We start from the raw sequence: 17398 nt of genomic DNA on the forward strand, positions 1-17398 counted from the left end.
CTCAGATGATCAGGAATCCACGACCACGGTCTTGGCCGCCATGTCGTGGATGGCCTGTTTGCGGCTGGTGAAGAGGATGAAGGCGAGGTTGATCCATCCCAGGCAGCAGGTGGCGTACAGCACCCACGCGACCAGTTCGCGGAGCGCGGCCTGCCCGACGCCGACCCTGCGCCCGCTGATGTCGGTCACGCGCAGCCCGAACAGCTTCTTGCCCACGGTCCTGCCGTCCCAGAAGGCGGTCAGCAGCCAGTAGTAGAGGAAGCCGACCACGCTCGCCAGCAGCGTGTGCTGCACGGGGATCTGGACGAAGACGCCCTTCTTCGTGTCCCACACGGTGTTGAACGACTCGTAGGTGAAGGGCGAGGAGATGATCCCGACGATGATGATGTCCAGGATTCCGGCGAACAGCCGGCGCCAGCGTCCGCCGAGCCTGGGCGGCCCTGCGCCGTACCCGGGATACTCCGGCCCCGGCGGTCCCGCGCCGTGCCGGGGACCGTACGGCCCGGCGGGGCGCCCGGGGCCCGGCGGCTGGTCGGACCAGGAGGAAGGTCCTGAACTGTCCGATGGTGGTGATCCCATAAGTCGTGAATCACCGCATAACGGCTATTCCAAAGCCAAGGGGAGTTACAAGTTGTCCCTCACGCCCCGCGAGGCCACACAGGCGCACAAATGTTGACAGGGAAACCGGGCGCCCGCGGGACACGCGGGCGCCCGGAGAGGGACTACAGGTTGCCGCGAAGGTCCTGCTCGCGCTCGATCGCCTCGAACAGCGCCTTGAAGTTGCCCTTGCCGAAGCCGAGCGACCCGTGCCGCTCGATCAGCTCGAAGAACACCGTCGGGCGGTCCTGCACCGGCTTGGTGAAGATCTGCAGGAGGTAGCCGTCCTCGTCGCGGTCCACGAGGATCTTGCGCTGCTTCAGCTCCTCGATCGGCGCCCTGACCTGGCCGATGCGGGCCCGCAGCTCGGGGTCGTCGTAGTAGGAGTCGGGAGTGTCGAGGAACTGCACCCCGGCCGCGCGCATGTGGTCGACGGCCGTCAGGATGTCGTTGGTGGCCAGTGCGATGTGCTGCACACCGGGGCCGCCGTAGAACTCCAGGTACTCGTCGATCTGCGACTTCTTCTTGGAGATCGCGGGCTCGTTGAGCGGGAACTTCACCTTGCGGCTGCCGTCGGCGACCACCTTCGACATCAGCGCGGAGTACTCGGTCGCGATGTCGTCACCGATGAACTCCGCCATGTTGGTGAAGCCCATGATCCGGCCGTAGAAGTCGACCCACTCGTCCATCTTGCCGAGTTCGACGTTGCCCACGCAGTGGTCGACGGCCTGGAACACCCGGCCGTTCTTCACGTCGGGACCCGGGACGATCGGCTGGGCGGCGACGTACCCGGGAAGGTAGGGGCCGCTGTAGTTGGAGCGGTCGACCAGGGTGTGCCGGGTCTCGCCGTAGGTGGCGATCGCCGCGAGCACGACCTTGCCGTGGTCGTCCTCGACCGTGTACGGCTCGACGAGGCCCGTGGCGCCCCTGGTGACCGCGCCGCGGTAGGCCGCCTCGACGTCCGGGACCTCGATGGCCAGGTCGATCACGCCGTCCCCGTGCTCGGCGACGTGCCGGGAGACCCCGGTGCCCGGCCGTACGGCGCCGCGGAACTCGAAGCGGGCGCTTCCTGAGGTGAGGACGTAGGCCACCTCTTCACGGCTGCCGTTCTCCGGCCCGCGATAGGCCACCAGCCGCATGCCGAAGGCGCTTGAGTAGTAGTGGGCGGCCTGCTTGGCGTTGCCGACGGCGAAGACCACGGCGTCCATGCCGTTCACGGGAAAGATGTCGCTCATACGAATACTGTCCGTTTCGATGAGCTGGTTGTGCAAGAGTTAGCTTATTTAGTGGACAATGTGTGCAATCGACTGCCACTCCCACCGGAGTACCTGTACACAATGACGATTGATCACCTTGACGCGCGGCTCATCGCGCTGCTCGCCGCGGAACCGAGGCTGGGCGTGCTGGAGTGCTCCCGGCGGCTCGGGGTGGCCAGGGGGACGGTCCAGGCCCGCCTCGACCGGATGGCCGCCAGGGGCGTGATCACCGGATACGGCCCCGACGTCGCCCCGGCCGCCCTCGGCTACGTGGTGACGGCGTTCGTCACCCTGCAGATCCGGCAGATCAGCGGCCACGTCCCCGTCGCCGACCAGCTCGCCGCCATCCCCGAGGTGCTGGAGGTCCACACGATCACCGGCGGTGACGACATGCACTGCCGGGTCGTGGCGCGCAGCAACGCCGACCTGCAACGGGTGATCGACCTGATCGTGGAGGTCCACGGGGTGGTCAGGACCTCCTCGGTCATCGCCTTGGACACACCCGTGCCATACCGGGTCCTTCCCTTGGTGGCCGACGCGCCGCGTCAGGGGAGGACCTAGCCGTACTATCCCAAGCAAGGCTCAGACACCGTTATGCATCGTTTACCCTTACGGTTCCGTGCGGCCGGCGGGGGGTCGGCCGCGGACGGAACAGGGGGACGAGTGCTCAAGTACCGGAAGAGGGCGGGCAAGGCCGGACCCAGGAGAAGGCTCCTGAAGGTGGCGCTCATCGTCTTCGGAGCGCTCGTGATCTCCCTGGCCGGAGCGTTCGCCCTCGCCTGGGCGATGACACCGATCCCTGGAAGCACCCAGCCGCAGGCCACCGCCCAGGGGTCGGTGATCTACTACCGCGACGGCAAGACCGTGCTGGCCAGGCAGGGCGTCAACCGCAAACGCGTGCCGCTTGAGCAGGTCCCGCAGCACGTCAGGAACGCCGTGATCGCCGCGGAGAACCGCTCCTTCTACCAGGACCAGGGCATCTCCCTCACCGGCACCGTACGCGCCATGTGGTCGACGCTGACCGGCCGGCAGCTCCAGGGCGGCTCGACGATCACCCAGCAGATGGTCCGCAACTACTACAGCGGCCTCAGCCAGGAACGGTCCATCGTCCGCAAGCTCAAGGAGATCATGATCTCCCTGAAGGTCGACCAGTCGAAGTCGAAGGACTGGGTGCTTGAGCAGTACCTCAACACGATCTACTTCGGCCGCAACGCCGACGGCATCCAGGCCGCCGCGGACGCCTACTTCCGCAAGGACGTCAGCAAGCTGACCGTCGCCGAGGGCGCCTACCTCGCCGCCGTGATCCAGCAGCCCTCCCGGTTCGCCAACCCCGCCGGCGCCGACCTCGACGCGGCCAGGGCGCGCTGGCGCTCGGTGGTCGACGGCATGCGGCAGACCGGCGCCCTCACCGCCGAACAGGCCGCGGCGACCACGTTCCCCCAGCTCAAGAAGCCCAGGCCGATCTTCGCCCCCAAGGGGCAGGAGGGCTACATGCTCGACCAGGTCGCCGCGGAGCTGAGGCGCAGGGGATACACCGACGAGACCATCAACCAGGGCGGCCTGCGGATCGTCTCCACCTTCGACAAGGACCTGATGGCCGCCGCCGAGCGCGCCGTCACCTCCGTCCTGCCGGAGAGCACCCCCAAGGAGGTCCGCACCGGTCTGGCCGCGGTCGATCCGGAGACCGGCGAGGTCGTCGCCTTCTACGGCGGGCGCGACTGGCGCAGGCAGCCCTACGACAACGCCTTCGGCGCCAAGGTCCAGGCGGGCTCCACCTTCAAGGCCTACACGCTGGCCGCCGCCCTGGACAACGGCTTCGGCCTCGACACCCGGGTCGACGGCAACTCCCCGCTGCGGATCACCACCGACGGCAAGGGCATCCCGAACTCCGGCGGATACTCCTACGGGCAGATCAACCTGGTCAAGGCGACCCAGAGCTCGGTCAACACCGCCTTCGTCGACCTGGGACGCAAGGTCGGCCTGGACAAGGTCGTCGAGACCGCGGAGAAGGCGGGCATCCCCACCGACCAGCTGGCCCCGCACAGCGCCGCCGCCACCCTCCCGCTGGGCGTGGCCTCGGTGAGCGCCGTGCAGAACGCCTCGGGGTTCGCCACCTTCGCCGCCGGAGGCGTCCACCGCGAGGCCCACGTGATCCGCTCGATCACCGACGCGAACGGCGACACCACCAAGATCGAGACCAAGGGGAAGCGGGCCTTCACCGAGCAGGCCGCCGTCGACGCCACCTACGCGCTGACCCAGGTCGTCACCGCGGGGACCGGTTCGGCCGCCCGCCTCTACGACCGTCCGGTCGCCGGGAAGACCGGCACCACCGACAAGTCTGCCTCGGTGTGGTTCGCCGGGTTCACCCCGCAGCTCGCGGTGGCCGTCGACATGTTCCGCGACGACAACAAGCCGGTCGTCGTGGACGGCAGCGCCCTGTACGGCGGGACGTACCCGGCCCAGGTCTGGCGCGCCTTCATGACGGAGGCGATGGCGGGCAAACCGGTCAAGGAGTTCGCCGAGCCGTCCAACTACGGCTACTCCAACTACGGCGACACCTACCGCTCGGACACCGGCGACTATTCGGACGACGGGACCCGGGACGACACCGCCCCGCCGCCCCAGCGCTCGAACCCGACGACACCCCCGGCCCCCGACCACACCCCGCAGCCCGGCGACCACGACGACGGACCGGACGGCGACGGCCCCGGTAACGGCCCCGGTAACGGCAAGGGCAACGGCGACGACCAGGGCGACGGCTCGGACAACGGGCCGGGCAACGGCTCGGGCAACGGTCCGGGTAACGGCGACGGCGACGATCAGGGCGACGGCGACGAGCCGGGAATCGGCGGCAGGGAGCAGGCTCCGAATCAGGACAGCGTCACCCAGTCCCGCCCGAACTGACCGGCCTCTGCTCTGAGCCTGTGGAGCGGTCGCCGCCCGGGCGACCGCGGCGGGCGTGAATCCGCTGCCCTGAGCCTGTGGAGCGGTCGCCGCCCGGGCGACCGCGGTGGGCGTGAATCCGCGAACAGGTCCCAGGAGAGCGGAGTCCTGGGACCTGCCCGGCGGATCAGGCGAGCAACTCGGTCTTGAGCGCCGAAGGGGTGGTCACCGGCATCCTGCAGGTGAACCCCCGGCACACGTACGCCGCGGGAAGGCCGCCGACCAGGCCGCGCCCCTCAAGCAGCGGGGCACCCGCCGAGCCGGGCTCGCCGAGCGCGACGACCAGGCCGGGTACGGTCGACAGCAGGGCGGCCCTGTGCAGGGCCGTGGTCGCCGGGTCACCGGCGGGGCCGACGACGGCGACCTCGACCGGCCCGGAGAGGGCGGCCTGCGCGACCGCGAGCCCCCACCCGGCGAAGCGCGCGTGCTTGCCCGCCAGGACGGTCACCGTGCCCAGGGCCTCCTCGGCCGCCTGCCGGTGTTTGATCGAGCCGGTCAGCGCGGCGTAGGTCAGCAGTGCCCCGGCGGCGGCGAACTGGCCGGACGGGGTGGCGTTGTCCGTGGGGTCCTGCGGGCGCTGGAAGAGCCGTTCGGCGTCGGCGGCGGTGTCGAAGAACCCGCCGGAGCCGTCGGAGAAGCGGTCGAGCACCGCGTCGAGCAGGACGCCCGCCCGGTCGAACCAGCGGGTCTCGCCGGTCACGCCGTACAGGGTGAGCAGACCCTCGGCCAGGTCGGCGTAGTCTTCGAGGACCCCGGCGTTGCCGCCCGCCCTGCCGTCACGCGAGGTGCGCAGCAGCCGGTCGCCGTCCGTGTGGAGGTCGTCGATCAGCGTGGCCGCGACCCGTGCCGCCTCGACCAGGTCGGCCCGCCGGAAGAGGGCCCCGGTCTCGGCGAGCGCGGCTATGGCCAGGCCGTTCCACGCGGTCACGACCTTGTCGTCCCTGCCCGGCCGTACCCGGCGGCCCCGGGCGGCCAGCAGCCTGGCGCGCACGTCGGCGAGGCGCTCGGCGTCGTCGGGGTCGGCGAGCAGCTGCAGGACCGAGGTGCCGTGCTCGAACGTCCCGGTCACCTCGAACAGGGCGACCGCCCAGTCACCGTCCTCCTCGCCGAGGACCTCGCGGATCTCCTCGGGCGTCCAGACGTAGAACTTCCCCTCGACGCCCTCGCTGTCGGCGTCCAGGGCCGAGGCGAAGCCGCCCTCGGGGGTGCGCATCTCGGCCAGCAGCCACTCGGCGGTCTCCAGCGCGACCCGCCTGGCCAGGGACGACCCGGTGAGACGCCACCAGTGCGTGTAGACCCGCAGCAGCAGCGCGTTGTCGTAGAGCATCTTCTCGAAGTGCGGCACCACCCAGTCGGCGTCCACGCTGTAGCGGGCGAATCCGCCGGCGAGCTGGTCGTAGATCCCGCCCCTGGCCATCGCCTCCAACGTCCGCTCGGCCATCAGGACCGCGGGCTCCTCGCCGGGAGACGTCTTGGCGGCGGCGCCGTACCTGAGCAGGAACTCCAGCACCATCGACGGCGGGAACTTCGGCGCCCCGCCGAACCCGCCGCGCACCGGGTCGAAGGACCGGCCGAGCGTCTCGACGGCCTCGGCGAGCGTCCTGGCCGTCGGCAGCGGTCCCGTGGGCAGCGCGCTGCGCTCGTTCAGCGCCTCCACGATCGTCGAGCTCTGCCCGACGACCGCCTCCCGGTCACCGGCCCAGGCGTTGGCGACCCCGGCGAGCAGCCGCTGGAAGTGCGCCCTGGGGAAGTAGGTCCCGGTGTAGAAGGGGTGGCCTTCCGGGGTGGCGAAGACCGTCATCGGCCAGCCGCCCTGACCGGTCATGGCCTGGGTCGCCGCCATGTAGACCGCGTCGACGTCCGGCCGCTCCTCGCGGTCCACCTTCACGTTGACGAACCGCTCGTTCATCATCGCCGCGGTCGCCGGGTCCTCGAACGACTCGTGCGCCATCACGTGGCACCAGTGGCAGGCCGAATACCCGACGGAGATCAGCAGGGGAACGTCACGGCGCCTGGCCTCGGCGAACGCCTCCTCGCCCCATTCGAACCATTCGACGGGGTTGTCGGCGTGCTGACGGAGGTACGGCGACTGGGCCTCGGCCAGTCTGTTCATGCCACCCACTCTGCCACAGGCGGCACGCCGGACGAGGACGGCGTGCGCGGACGCCAGGCCGCGTTCCAGGCCGCGACCCCGGGAACCGGCTGTTCCGCCGGGGAGCGCGGGGTTCAGGTCTTGAGCGGGGCGGGAGCGGGGTCCGGCCGGGGGGTTTCGGCGCGGTGGGCCGACGGGGTGGCGAAAACCGCGGCGAGGGAGAAGACGGCGGCCAAGCCGAAGCCCGCGGCGTAGCCGCCGACGATGATCAGCTCACCGGCCAGTGGCGGCGTCAGTGACGCGGTCAGGTTCTGCCCGGTGTTCTGAACGCCCAGGGCGCGCCCGGCCCAGTGGGGACCGGCGATCTCCGCGGTCGAGGTGAAGGACAGGCCGTTGGTGCTGGCGGCCAGGCCACACGCGGCTATCAGCACCACGTCCGCCGCCCAGGAGGGCCACAGCGCGCACAGCGCCATCAGAAGCATCAGCACGCCGTTGACCAGGGCGAGCTGCCGCATCGGACGGAGCCGGCTGCCGACGCGGTCGGACCACTTGCCCACCGCTATTCGGCCGAGCGCGCCCGCCAGCTGGCCGACGGCCATCAACCGGCCGGCGTCGGTGACACTCCAGTGCTGGACGTCGACGAGATAGAGCAGTCCGAAGGCGCCGACGGTGAACTGCGGCCAGACCAACAGGGCGCTCGCACCGTGGACGCGCCACAGGACCGGGCTGCGATAGGGGGAAGGCGGCTTGGTCGCGGCCCCGTCGGCGGTGGGCTTCGCGGGGCGCGGCGGGTCGACCACCCAGATCGCGACGGCCAGCCCGACCACACCGGTCAGCACGGCGGTGAACAGCAGGGCGGCGGAGATGCCGTTCCCGGCGGCCAGCGGCGGGATGGCCAGGGCGGCGACGCCCATGCCGAGCGGGGTGGAGGTCTGCCGTACACCCATGGCCAGGCCGCGCTCCTTGGCGCTGAACCAGCCCATGACGACTCGGCCGCTGGCCGCGTAGACCGAGGCGCCGGCGGCCCCGGCCAGGAAGAAGACGACCCAGAGCAGGACGAGACCGTGCACCATGAGGCCGGCGAACAGAATGAGGGTCGACAGGGCGAGGCCGAGGCCCAGGACGACGCGCTCGCCGTACCGGTCGGCCGCGGCCCCCCAGGCGACCAGGGCGGCCATGAGCCCGATCGTGGGGGCGGAGATCACCACCCCCGCCTGCGCCAGCGACAGGTGCTCCGTCGAGCGGAGCTCGGGGACGAGGTACGGGACCCCGTAGACGAAGACGCAGGCGACGGCCTGGGCGGCGACGCCGAGGCCCAACATCAGCCAGCGCTTGCGGCCGGTGTCGCCCGGTGTCGGGGCGGCCGACTTGTTCACGGTGGTTCTCCTCTGGACGGTCTGGTCGTTCATCCGGCGAGCTGTGTTCCCTCCTGACTACTCGCCAGATGAGTCGCGATCAATATGAGAGATGCTTTGTATCGGATTGTGAGATGATCGCCGGTGTCCGGTATTCGAAGACGAGCAGTTCGGCGTCTCGCAGCAGCGTGGTCCGCAGCGGGGCGTGGGCCGGGTGGTCGCTCCAGGCCGCGATGTCCTCCGCGTCACCGAAGCTCAGCGCGAACATCCGGTCGTAGCCGAGGCAACGACCACCGATGTCCGCGGCCACCTCGATGTCCCGCAGGCAGGGGACGGTGCCCCTGAGCCCCGCCAGGCGGGCGAGTTCGTCGTCGATCCGAGCCGGCCGATCGGTCCTGACCAGCACCACGCGCTTGATCACTCCGGCCTCCGGCTCTCCACCGGCACGCTGGAGCTGCCGAGGCTGAGCCGTACCTCCATGGCGGTCGCCCTGCCGTTCTCGTCCTCGAAGACGGGTGGCGCCCAGGCGCCGACGCTCAGCGCCACGTCGTCGCCGAAGCTCTCCAGATGGCAGATCATGTTCAGCGGCCAGCCCCCGTTGCGGAACAGGTACTCGTCCATCGCGGTGGGGCGGTGGCTGAGCAGCTGGCCGTTGGCGTGCTCGGGCCAGAAGCGGTGCATGTCCGCGTGCATGTGGACGGAGCCGAGCACGTCCAGCCCCTGCGCCTCCGCCTCGCGGATGATCTTCAACAGCTCGGCCGGATCACACCAGTAGCCGCGCCTGCCGTTGGTATAGGAGGAGCCGAAACACGGCACGATGACTTCGGCGAACTCCTCCAGCACCGCCTCGTCGCTCTCCCGGACGTTGCCCGCCCAGCGCAACGCCTGCACCCGAAGGGCGCCCTGGTCCATCTGGCCCAGCAGCAGGGCCCAGCAGCGGGGAAGGTAGGGCTCGCCGCGGCGGGAGCCGTCACAGGCCCGCCGGTACTGGGAGAGCGCGTCGTCCAGCAGCGGGTCGAGGACCCCGGGGGCGATCAGCACCAGCGGTGCGGGGGCGGTGTCGGGGAGGACGTCGGGGACGGCGGACCGCAGGACCATGAAGGTTTCCTTTCCCTGGTCGAACGTGCGGGTGGACGCACGGTTCAGGACGGTTCAGGACGGTTCGGCAGGAGGAAAGCGCCGGATGAGGTCGGCGGAGACCACGGGCAGCAGATCGGTCAGGCCGTGCCGGTAGAAGTGACCGCCGGGCAGCACGTGCGCGGCGAATCCGCCGGTGGCGACGGACCGCCACTCCAGAGCCAGGGACGGCTGGAACTCCGTCTCCCGCGCCCCGACGAACGCCACCACGGGGCAGCCGACCGCGACAGCGGCGGCGGGCCGCCAGGACGCGGCGGCCCGTACGTCGGCCCGTATCAGAGGGGTCAGCAGCCTGCGGGCCGTGTCGTTCCCGGCCAACTCGGCCGACAGGCCGCCCAGGCCCAGCATGTGGCGCCACAGGCCGTCGTCGTCGAGGTGGACCAGGGGCTCGGCGGTGGAGCGGAGCCATGGTGGAGCGGCCGCGCTCAGATAGAGCACGCTCGGCGACCGGCCCCGGCGGTGTGCCCTGGCCGCCCAGGCCACGGCGGCCAGGGCGCCCATGCTGTGCCCCAGCAGAGCCCAGGGACTCCCGGCCGGGGGCGTGAGCTCCTCGTCGAGCGCGCCCGCGAGCTCCGCCAGATCGGTGAAGGGCGGGGTGGCCATCCGGCGCCCGCGGCCCGGAGGTTCGACCGGGCACGGGGTGACCCCCGGTCCGAGCGCGTCCGGCCAGTCGCGGTAGAGCGTGGTCGAGCCACCGGCGGCGGGCAGCAGGAACAGCGGCGGCGATCCTTCGACCGGGGTACGGCAGGGCAGCGCGGCCGATCGGCGCGTGGGAACGGCTTCGGTCACCGCAGCTCCCGGGCGATCACCATGAGCAGGGCCTCGTCGCTGCCGCCGGCCAGGGCGAGGCCGGTGGCGTCGCGCAACGCGCGTTCCGCCAGCCCCGGATCGGCAGGGTCGAGTCCGGCGAAGCGCGGCCGGGTCGAGGCGAGTTTCGCCTCGCGCCGGAGCGCGGCCTCGGCCGTACGCCGCAGCACGTCGGCCGATCGGAGCTTGCAGCCCGCCGCGGTCCGGGGCGGGCAGCCGCCGACTCCGAGCAGTTCGAGCGCCCGCCGGCAGGACGCCCGCTCCTGGGCGATGTCGACGAACAGCTCGGCGGCGGCCCGGTCGGCGTACCCGGAGCGTGGCCCACCGGCGGAGCGGAGCAGGGTGAGCAGCCCCTCGGCCATCGCCGTCATCCGCAGCGCCACCATGACGCGCTCGTGGACCCAGTGCCTCATCAGGGTGAGCAGGCCCGTACCGGGTGAGCCGAGCAGCGCCTCAGGCGCCAGCCGGACGCCGGTCAGCCGGATCCGCCCGGTGACGCCCCGGTGCCCCAGGGTCCGCAGCGGGTGGACCTCGACCCCCGGCGCGTCCACGGGGACCCGCACCAGGGAGTGACGCCCGAGCGCCGAGTCGGCGAAGGCGGTGTCCCGGGCCAGTACCAGCAGTTCGTCCGCGAAGGGGGCGTTGCTGGAGAGCCACTTCTCCCCCTCGACGACGACCCCCTCGTCACCGCGGCGCACCGAGGTGGTCATGGCGTCGAAGTCCAGGCCGCCGCCGGGTTCGGTCACCGCGAGCGCGGCGAGAGACCGCCCCGCCAGGGCCTGACGGGCGGCGTGGGCGGTGGCCGGGAAGGCGGCCAGCAGTTTGGCGGCCACCTCGACCTGGGTGAGGACCACCGCCCCTGCGGGCAGCAGACCCAGCTCCTCGTGCAACGCCGCCGCGAACTGCCAGGACGGGACCGGGCCCGGCTCCGGCGGCACCTGCAGAACCGGGGCGGGGGCAGGGGCGGCCGGGGCGAGCAGCCCGGCGCGGCCCAGCAGGACCACCGCCTCCCGCCCGGGTGGAACGCGGCCGGGGACGTCCCAGACCGCGGGCGCGAACACCTCGGGGTGACGGTCGACCAGCGCCCGGACGCTCCGGCGGAACGCGGCCGGGGTGGTGAACCCCGGTCCTGGCCGCCCGTGGTGCGGGGCCGCCACGGGCGAAGGCTCAGTCATCGGTCCCTCGCAGGTGCCGGGCGACGGCGTCCAGCAGCTGTTCGTCGGAGATTCCGTCGGCGGGCCGGTGACCGGCGAGCAGGAGCCGCTGAGCCGGGTGACCGGCGACATACCCACTGGCGCCGTGCAGGTGCAGGCAGACCCTCGCGGTACGGCGCAGCAGCTTGCGGGCCTGGAGGCGGGCGGCCTCGACCACGCCGTCCCCCCGCGCGCCGGCCGCCGTGTCGGCCGTGGCCGCGTGCACCAGATGCCGCGCGCCTTCGGCGTAGGCCATCAGCTCCGCGAGCCGGAACCGTACGACCTGGTGGTCGATCAGGCGCTGCCCGAAGGAGTGCCGGGTGCCGAGCCAGCCGCCGGTCGTGGCCACCAGGCGGGCTGAGGCGGCGACCTGCAGCGCGGCCACCGGCAGGCCCGCGCCCGCCCCCGGCCTGTCGTGGCGGGCCAGCACCTCGGCGGCCGGGTCGAAGTCCAGCGCCGCGGCGAGACTCTCGGCGAGGACGACCCGGTCGGGGAGTCCGGGGAAGCACAGGCCCGCCGCGTCGAGCGCGGCGACGACCGGCTCGGCACGGTCGGAGGCGCACTCGCGCAGGCACTCGGTGACGCGGGCGCGCAGTCCGGTGGGCGCCAGGTCGTCGACGGGCGAGCCGGTCGGAGCCGCGGTGCGCGGCGCGTTCACGCGTCCCCCCGAGGGGAGGCCGCGGTCAGGCGCCGCACGATGCCGCGGACGTCGGGTTTCCCGCTGGAGAGCAACGGCACCGTGTCCAGCAGCCGGAAGTCGGCGGGCACCATGTAGCCGGGCAACCGCTCCGACAGGTGCGTCCGCAGCGCGCGTGCCCGGTCGGCGTCCAGGGCGGGCAACGGGCTCTCGTCGCCGCAGGGGACGCTCGCCGGGGCGCCGGGCGGGGTGACCGCGCAGGCGAGGATCTCCCGGCCGCGCCCGTCCCGGGAGGCGGTGACGAACGCGCGCCCCACCGTCCGGTGGGCCTCCAGCGTCTGGCGCACCTCCTGCGTGTTGACCCGGTAGCCGCGGACCTTGACCTCGTCGTCCCGCCGGCCGTGGAAGTGCAGTACGGCGTCGGCGTCACGGTGCGCCTGGTCGCCGGTGCGGTAGAAGCGGGTGCCGTCGAGGTCGAGGAAGGCCCGCCGTTCCTCCTCGGGACGCTCCAGGTAACCACTCATGAGCTGTGCGCCTGCGACCAGGAGTTCGCCGGGCCCCTCCTCGTCGATGTGCCCGTCGTCGCGCAGGAAGCGCACGGTGACCCCGTCCAGCGGACGGCCGATGGGGTAGGGAGCGGTGCGGTCCGGTTCCCGTTCGTCGATGGGATGGGCGACGACCAGGCAGGTGGCCTCGGTCGGGCCGTATCCGTTGATCACGACGAGTTGGGGGGCGGCGGCCAGCCAGCGCTGCACGGTGTGCGGCTGGAGCACCTCCGCTCCGGTCATCACCCGGCGCAGGTGCGACAGGTCGCGTCCGGCGAAGCCGCGGGCGTGGTCGGCGAGCAGGGTCAGGGTCGAGCCGACCGCGGCGAAATAGGTGATCCGCTCCTGCTCGATCAGCCGGTTCAGCAGCGGCGGCATCGGGACGGCGGGCGCCAGGTGCACCGTCGCGCCCCGTGTCAGCGGGTAGAGCAGATCGACGACCGAAACGTCGAAGTGCAGCGCCGAGGTGTTCAGGCAGCGGTCGTCCGGCCCGACACGGAGCAGCGGATGGACCGCCGCGAAGAAGGCGTCCACGGCCCGGTGCGGGATCTGCACCCCCTTGGGGCGGCCGGTGCTTCCCGAGGTGTACATGCAGTAGGCGACGCTCTCCGGGGAGATCTCCTCCGGCAGCGGGGCCGTCGCTGGTTCGGTGGCGGCCTCGCCGACGCCGAGCGGGAGGGTCCCGGTCCGTTCGGCCAGGTCACGCGCGAGGTCGGTGTCGGTGGCGGAGACCAGGACGAGCGGGCAGCGCGCGTCGGCGACCAGGTCGGCGAGCCGGGCCGCGGGTGCCCGGGGATCGAGCGGTACGTAAGCCGCGCCCGCCCGCTGTACGGCGAGCAGCGCGACCACCGCGTCCACCGTCTTGTGGCCGACCACGGCGATCCGCTGGGCGGGACCCACACCCCGGCGCACCAGTGCCGCGGCGGTCCGCTGGACGCGCTCGTGCAGCTCCCCGTAGTCGACGCCGCGATCGTCGGCGACCAGGGCGGTGCGCCGGGGGGTGTCCTCGGCCAGGGCGGAGAGCGCGCCGAGAAGCGACGGGAGCCGGCCGTGGCGCGGGTTCATCGCGTCCTCCGGTCGCGGACCAGGGCGGTCAGGGTGTCGAGGGAGGCCAGAGCGGGAAGGTCGTCGGCCTCGGCGCCGACCTCGATCCCGTACTCGGTGTCCAGGCGTACCGCCAGCTCGACGAAGTCGAGCGAGTCGTACTCAAGTGCCGAGGCGTAGTCGTCGGTGTCGCCGAGGGCCGTGGGGTCGCTGTTCTTGATCCGGCAGACCAGCAGCCGAAGCTCTTCACGCAGGACGTGTTCGGTGTGCGGTGGCCGGCCGCGCTGGGGGACGGGCATGGCGGACTCCAGGGGGTGCGGGTGTGTGGGGCCGGAGGACGGGCCTCCGGCCATGGGACACATCACTGCTCAGGAGCGGGAGCGCGCCTCTGCCAGCCGCTCGTCCAGGTAGCGCGCGGAGGAGTTGAGTCTCAAGAGCGCGCCGCGGGCGATGCCGCGTCGCATGGCCGGCGACTCCGCCGCCGGAATGATCACGTTGTGGAACCACCCTGCGGCGTGCAGGGAGTCGACCGTGATGTGCAGCCGGTGGTAGACGATGCCGACGTCCGGCAGCCCCAGCCGCTCCCAGGCGTGGACCACCTGGACGAAGCGGTCAGGGGCGAACCACTCGGTCATCCCGAGGAAGCCGACGGCCTCCGGGTACAGGCGCCGGTAGCGGCAGAGCATCACGGCGAGGTTGCCGGACAGCAGGGCCTCGGCCGTCAGCGCGCCCTCCAGTTCGTCCGCGCCGATGTCGAACACCTGGAAGATCTGGTTGAACAGATGGGTGTGGACCTGGTCGGCGTCACCGTTGCCCATCTCGTCCCAGTAGTTGCGGGCGATCTCAAGCTTGGCGTCGTCCGCGGTTCCGACCTGCATCATGGCCAGCAGATCGTCGAAACGGCCGTCGACCACCGACTCCTGGATGACGTAGGTACGCAGGTCCTCGCGCCCGGCGCGGTCGCGGATGAACTCGGCGTAGTACGGATGCTTGTAGGCGGGGTGCCGGCGGGCGAGGTTCTTGAGCCAGGACAGGTAGTCCTTCGGGTCGGCGGGCGCCTCGTCCAGCAGGACGGTGTCGACCCCGTGGTCCTCGCGGGCCAGAGTGGCCTCCTCCAGCAGCCGGACCACCTCGTGGAGTATCACGGAACCTTCGGCGGTGACCGCCTGGGGGAGTCGCAGCACCAGGCCGTAGAGCCTGGAGAGCAGTAACTGTTGTTGATGGAAAGCCGCTGAGTCGCCGCCGCCCGCCAATTCGTTCATCGTGCGCACGGCCTCGATCACGATCCTGCGCTGGTCGGCGTTGACGGTGAGATCGAGTTCGGTGGCGGGAATGTGCAGCCAGGAGCTGATGATTTCGACGAGTGCACGGGGGTTGAGAGCGTCCGCGCATCGGGGAAGGGCTAACTCCACAGAAACGGACATAGCGACAATCTCCTTCTGTGAACGGCCACTCGGCCATCTCCCGGGCAGGGTTGCGCCGTTGGCGAAGCTACTTTTGGAGGTCGAGTATGTCTACGATTCCGGCTAAAAATCTCAGAATTCGAGACTCATATCCGGAGGGGTTTAATCCATAGGGAGATTCCAGATATTCCGAAGGGGGTTTAGTCCGTAAAGAGATTGGGTCACAGTTGTCCTGTGCCGTTTTGGGATTTGGCTCCGGACGTGGCTTGTGATCGACTAGAGTCCGGTCCGTTGCGAGACGTGTCGTCTCACATTTCAAGATAATGCACGGAAACTCGGAGGGCCGTATGGGACGGACAATCGCCGAGAAGGTCTGGGACGAGCACGTCATCCGACGTGTCGAGGGCGAGCCCGACCTCCTCTACATCGATCTGCACATGCTTCACGAGGTCACCAGCCCGCAGGCGTTCGAAGCCCTCCGGCTTGCCGGGCGCTCGGTACGGCGCACCGACCTGACCATCGCGACGGAGGACCACAACGTCCCGACCGACGTGATCGACCGCATCAGCGACCCGGTTTCCCGCAACCAGATCGAGACGCTGCGCCGCAACTGTGACGAGTTCGGTGTGCGGCGGCACTCGCTGGGCGACGCCGAGCAGGGCATCGTCTTCGTCATGGGCCCGCAGCTGGGCCTGATCCAGCCCGGCATGACGGTGGTCTGCGGAGACTCGCACACCTCGACCCTGGGCGCCTTCGGTGCCCTGGCGTTCGGCATCGGCACCTCGCAGGTCGAACACGTGCTGGCCACCCAGACCCTGCCGATGGCGCCGTTCCGGACGATGGCCGTCACCGTCGAGGGCGAGCTGCCGGAGGGGGTCACCGCCAAGGACCTGATCCTGGCCGTGATCGCCGAAATCGGCACCGGCGGCGGCCAGGGCCATGTGATCGAGTACCGCGGCGAGGCGATCCGCGGGTTGTCGATGGAGGGCCGGCTGACCATCTGCAACATGTCCATCGAGGCGGGCGCCAGGGCCGGGATGATCGCCCCGGACGAGACCACCTTCGCCTACCTGAAGGGCCGTCCGCACGCGCCGCAGGGCGAGGACTGGGACGCGGCGGTGGCCTACTGGAAGACGCTGTACACCGACCAGGACGCGGTCTTCGACAAGGAGGTGGTGATCGACGCCGCCGCGTTGACGCCCTTCGTCACCTGGGGGACCAACCCCGGACAGGGCGCTCCTCTGGGCTCGCTGGTCCCGGCTCCGGAGTCCTTCACCGACCCGGTCGAGCGCTCCGCCGCCGAACGGGCGCTGTCCTACATGGGACTTGAGGCCGGCACGCCGCTGCGCGAGGTCCGGGTCGACACGGTGTTCCTCGGCTCGTGCACCAACGGCCGGATCGAGGACCTGCGCGCCGCCGCCGACGTGCTGCGGGGCCGCCGGGTCGCCGAGGGGGTCCGGATGCTGGTGGTCCCCGGCTCCGCCAAGGTCCGGCTGCAGGCGGAGACGGAGGGCCTGCACCAGGTCTTCACCGAGGCCGGCGCCGACTGGCGGTTCGCCGGCTGCTCGATGTGCCTGGGGATGAACCCGGACCAGCTGGCGCCCGGCGAGCGCAGCGCGTCCACCTCGAACCGCAACTTCGAGGGCAGGCAGGGCAAGGGCGGACGCACCCACCTGGTCTCGCCCGTCGTCGCCGCCGCGACCGCGGTCACCGGCCGCCTCTCCTCCCCCGCCGACCTGCTGGAGGCCTGACACCATGGAGAAGTTCACCGTCCACACCGGCCGGGCCGTCCCGCTGCGCCGCAGCAACGTCGACACCGACCAGATCATCCCCGCCCACTTCCTCAAGCGGGTGACCCGCGACGGCTTCGAGGACGCGCTCTTCGCGGCCTGGCGCGCCGACCCGGAGTTCGTACTGAACCGGCCCGAACGGCAGGGCGCGACCGTGCTGGTCGCGGGACCCGAGTTCGGTACCGGCTCCTCGCGCGAGCACGCGGTCTGGGCCCTGCAGAACTACGGCTTCAAGGCCGTGATCTCCTCCCGGTTCGCCGACATCTTCCGCGGCAACTCGCTGAAGAACGGCCTGCTCACCGTGGTGCTGCCGCAGGAGGTCGTGGAACGGCTGCAGTCCCTGACCGAGGCCGACCCGGCGGCCGAGATCACCGTGGACCTGGAGTCCGGTGAGGTACGCGCCGACGGTGTGACCGCCCCGTTCGAGATGGACGAGAACGCCCGCTGGCGGTTGCTCAACGGTCTGGACGACATCACTCTGACACTGGGCCACGAGGACGAGATCGCCGCGTTCGAGGCGAACCGCCCGTCCTACAAGCCGCGGACCCTGCCCCGTCCGGCGGCCTGACCGAGGCTCGCCGTCCCAGACGCGCTGCACC

16 protein-coding genes are annotated in these 17398 nt (G+C 71.2%); 4 read left to right on the plus strand and 12 right to left on the minus strand.

Features of this window, described 5'->3' with window-relative positions; translation table 11 throughout:
- Positions 1-9: 9 nt before the first annotated feature.
- Positions 10-579 carry an RDD family protein gene (locus tag ABZ470_RS24580; RefSeq protein ID WP_352013836.1) on the minus strand — a complete coding sequence of 190 codons (570 nt, stop codon included), beginning with the start codon at positions 577-579 and terminating at the stop codon, positions 10-12.
- A 143-nt stretch (positions 580-722) separates the two neighbouring features.
- Entirely contained in the window at positions 723-1832 is a 1110-nt protein-coding gene (gene hppD, locus ABZ470_RS24585) for a 4-hydroxyphenylpyruvate dioxygenase (protein WP_362914096.1), read from the minus strand.
- A 102-nt stretch (positions 1833-1934) separates the two neighbouring features.
- Here hppD and ABZ470_RS24590 point away from each other — a divergent pair, with 102 nt between their 5' ends.
- Together ABZ470_RS24590 and ABZ470_RS24595 are read left to right on the plus strand one after the other, a co-directional pair.
- Entirely contained in the window at positions 1935-2414 is a 480-nt protein-coding gene (locus ABZ470_RS24590) for an Lrp/AsnC family transcriptional regulator (protein WP_352013834.1), read from the plus strand.
- 102 nt (positions 2415-2516) lie between these two features.
- Positions 2517-4757 carry a transglycosylase domain-containing protein gene (locus ABZ470_RS24595; protein WP_362914098.1) on the plus strand — a complete coding sequence of 747 codons (2241 nt, stop codon included), beginning with the start codon at positions 2517-2519 and terminating at the stop codon, positions 4755-4757.
- 166 nt (positions 4758-4923) lie between these two features.
- Here ABZ470_RS24595 and ABZ470_RS24600 read toward each other — a convergent pair whose 3' ends face one another.
- The 10 genes from ABZ470_RS24600 to ABZ470_RS24645 all read right to left on the minus strand — a co-directional run bounded on the left by ABZ470_RS24600 (position 4924) and on the right by ABZ470_RS24645 (position 15030).
- Positions 4924-6909, minus strand: coding sequence for a thioredoxin domain-containing protein (locus ABZ470_RS24600; protein ID WP_362914100.1), 1986 nt, complete (start codon positions 6907-6909; stop codon positions 4924-4926).
- 113 nt (positions 6910-7022) lie between these two features.
- Positions 7023-8264, minus strand: a complete 1242-nt coding sequence (locus ABZ470_RS24605; RefSeq protein WP_362914102.1) for an MFS transporter — start codon at positions 8262-8264, stop codon at positions 7023-7025.
- A 79-nt stretch (positions 8265-8343) separates the two neighbouring features.
- A complete protein-coding gene (locus tag ABZ470_RS24610) occupies positions 8344-8664 on the minus strand; it encodes a Dabb family protein (RefSeq protein WP_362914104.1) in 321 nt (106 codons plus the stop codon).
- Positions 8661-9341, minus strand: a complete 681-nt coding sequence (locus ABZ470_RS24615; protein WP_362914106.1) for a hypothetical protein — start codon at positions 9339-9341, stop codon at positions 8661-8663. The genes ABZ470_RS24610 and ABZ470_RS24615 overlap by 4 nt, the downstream gene beginning before the upstream one ends.
- 54 nt (positions 9342-9395) lie before the next feature.
- The gene (locus tag ABZ470_RS24620; RefSeq protein ID WP_362914108.1) at positions 9396-10169 is read right to left on the minus strand and encodes a thioesterase domain-containing protein; all 774 of its coding nucleotides are present in this window, start codon (positions 10167-10169) and stop codon (positions 9396-9398) included.
- Positions 10166-11362, minus strand: coding sequence for an acyl-CoA dehydrogenase (locus ABZ470_RS24625; protein WP_362914110.1), 1197 nt, complete (start codon positions 11360-11362; stop codon positions 10166-10168). Before ABZ470_RS24625 ends, ABZ470_RS24620 begins: the two co-directional genes overlap by 4 nt.
- Positions 11355-12038, minus strand: coding sequence for an acyl-CoA dehydrogenase family protein (locus ABZ470_RS24630; protein ID WP_362914112.1), 684 nt, complete (start codon positions 12036-12038; stop codon positions 11355-11357). Before ABZ470_RS24630 ends, ABZ470_RS24625 begins: the two co-directional genes overlap by 8 nt.
- Positions 12035-13627 carry an amino acid adenylation domain-containing protein gene (locus tag ABZ470_RS24635; protein ID WP_362914114.1) on the minus strand — a complete coding sequence of 531 codons (1593 nt, stop codon included), beginning with the start codon at positions 13625-13627 and terminating at the stop codon, positions 12035-12037. The genes ABZ470_RS24630 and ABZ470_RS24635 overlap by 4 nt, the downstream gene beginning before the upstream one ends.
- The gene (locus tag ABZ470_RS24640; RefSeq protein WP_352013824.1) at positions 13624-13905 is read right to left on the minus strand and encodes an acyl carrier protein; all 282 of its coding nucleotides are present in this window, start codon (positions 13903-13905) and stop codon (positions 13624-13626) included. Before ABZ470_RS24640 ends, ABZ470_RS24635 begins: the two co-directional genes overlap by 4 nt.
- A 69-nt stretch (positions 13906-13974) precedes the next feature.
- Positions 13975-15030 (minus strand): iron-containing redox enzyme family protein, encoded by a 1056-nt coding sequence (locus ABZ470_RS24645; protein ID WP_362914116.1) that lies wholly within the window; start codon positions 15028-15030, stop codon positions 13975-13977.
- A gap of 326 nt (positions 15031-15356) precedes the next feature.
- On the opposite strand from ABZ470_RS24645, the gene leuC reads away from it, so the two are divergent.
- Together leuC and leuD are read left to right on the plus strand one after the other, a co-directional pair.
- Complete coding sequence (gene leuC, locus ABZ470_RS24650) at positions 15357-16760, plus strand: 3-isopropylmalate dehydratase large subunit (protein ID WP_362914118.1); 1404 nt, start codon at positions 15357-15359, stop codon at positions 16758-16760.
- 4 nt (positions 16761-16764) lie between these two features.
- Positions 16765-17367 carry a 3-isopropylmalate dehydratase small subunit gene (leuD, locus tag ABZ470_RS24655; RefSeq protein ID WP_352013821.1) on the plus strand — a complete coding sequence of 201 codons (603 nt, stop codon included), beginning with the start codon at positions 16765-16767 and terminating at the stop codon, positions 17365-17367.
- Positions 17368-17398: the final 31 nt, after the last annotated feature.

The organism is Streptosporangium sp. NPDC020072, assembly GCF_040631445.1.
Taxonomy (GTDB): Bacteria; Actinomycetota; Actinomycetes; order Streptosporangiales; family Streptosporangiaceae; genus Streptosporangium.

Bases quoted from the DNA above. Each gene is read 5' to 3' on its own strand.
- ABZ470_RS24635 (WP_362914114.1), bottom strand. From the start codon at position 13,627: ATGAACCCGCGCCACGGCCGGCTCCCGTCGCTTCTCGGCGCGCTCTCC.
- ABZ470_RS24600 (WP_362914100.1), bottom strand. From the start codon at position 6,909: ATGAACAGACTGGCCGAGGCCCAGTCGCCGTACCTCCGTCAGCACGCC.
- ABZ470_RS24640 (WP_352013824.1), bottom strand. From the start codon at position 13,905: ATGCCCGTCCCCCAGCGCGGCCGGCCACCGCACACCGAACACGTCCTG.
- hppD (WP_362914096.1), bottom strand. From the start codon at position 1,832: ATGAGCGACATCTTTCCCGTGAACGGCATGGACGCCGTGGTCTTCGCC.
- ABZ470_RS24580 (WP_352013836.1), bottom strand. From the start codon at position 579: ATGGGATCACCACCATCGGACAGTTCAGGACCTTCCTCCTGGTCCGAC.
- leuC (WP_362914118.1), top strand. From the start codon at position 15,357: ATGGGACGGACAATCGCCGAGAAGGTCTGGGACGAGCACGTCATCCGA.
- leuD (WP_352013821.1), top strand. From the start codon at position 16,765: ATGGAGAAGTTCACCGTCCACACCGGCCGGGCCGTCCCGCTGCGCCGC.
- ABZ470_RS24590 (WP_352013834.1), top strand. From the start codon at position 1,935: ATGACGATTGATCACCTTGACGCGCGGCTCATCGCGCTGCTCGCCGCG.
- ABZ470_RS24645 (WP_362914116.1), bottom strand. From the start codon at position 15,030: ATGTCCGTTTCTGTGGAGTTAGCCCTTCCCCGATGCGCGGACGCTCTC.
- ABZ470_RS24615 (WP_362914106.1), bottom strand. From the start codon at position 9,341: ATGGTCCTGCGGTCCGCCGTCCCCGACGTCCTCCCCGACACCGCCCCC.
- ABZ470_RS24625 (WP_362914110.1), bottom strand. From the start codon at position 11,362: ATGACTGAGCCTTCGCCCGTGGCGGCCCCGCACCACGGGCGGCCAGGA.